This is a genomic window from Novosphingobium sp. ZW T3_23 (genome assembly GCF_044987305.1).
Taxonomy (GTDB): domain Bacteria; phylum Pseudomonadota; class Alphaproteobacteria; order Sphingomonadales; family Sphingomonadaceae; genus Novosphingobium.
Window position 1 is genome coordinate 1 of the sequence record NZ_JBJDRF010000139.1, and the last position, 813, is coordinate 813.

Below are 813 nucleotides of genomic sequence, written 5' to 3' on the forward strand. Positions count from 1 at the left end.
CTAGGCCACCGACTCATTATGCCGCAACCAGATGCGGATGGATGCGAGTTGGACTGAGGCAAGGAAGTTGTCGTCGCGTTTGTCGTAGCGGGTAGCTACGGCTCGAAACTGCTTGAGTTTGCTGAAGAAGCGTTCGACCAGATTGCGATAACGATACAGGAATGCGCTGAAGATCGGGCGGCGTTTGCGGTTGGGCATGGGCTTGATGTTGGCCCACGCACCGCGCGCGGCCATTTCGATCCTCAGCGCATCGCTGTCATAGGCACGGTCGGCGAGTAGCACATCGCCATCGCCGATCGTGTCCAGCATGTCGGCAGCGCTGCGGCCATCATGGGCCTGGCCGGCGGTCAGCTTGAGAGCGATCGGCAGGCCGTTGGCATCGACCAGCGCGTGGATCTTGGTCGTCAGGCCGCCGCGCGAACGGCCCATGCAACCGGATCCCCCTTTTTACTGCCGTTCGCACCGTGCTGGTGGACCCGGATCGACGAACTGTCGATCATCTGTACATCGCCCTCGTAAGCCGCTGATACCGCTTCCAATATCCGCGCCCAATGGCCAGCTCTGCGCCACCTGTTGAAGCGGTTCACGCAAGTCGTGTGCGGCCCGTAGCGTGACGGTATGTCCGCCCATGGCGCACCTGTGCGCAATCGCCAGAAGATGCCGTTCAACACTCGCCGATCATCGACCCGCTTCACGCCCCGCACCTTTGTCGGCAGCAAAGGCTCGATTACCGACCACTCAAAATCCGTCAGATCAAACCGTGCCATGCCTCGTCTCCTTCCGGAGAGTGAATCATGCTGCCGCCTCTTTGGG

General features: G+C 60.9%; 1 protein-coding gene. It reads right to left on the minus strand.

Annotation, left to right across the window (positions count from 1 at the left end; genetic code table 11):
* Positions 1-767, minus strand: a protein-coding gene (locus ACI3K3_RS25695) for an IS5 family transposase (RefSeq protein WP_404918947.1) whose coding sequence is annotated in 2 segments (ribosomal slippage) — positions 1-446 and positions 446-767 — 768 coding nt in all. Because the reading frame shifts where the segments join, the coding sequence is not laid out codon by codon here.
* Between the last annotated feature and the right edge of the window lie 46 nt (positions 768-813).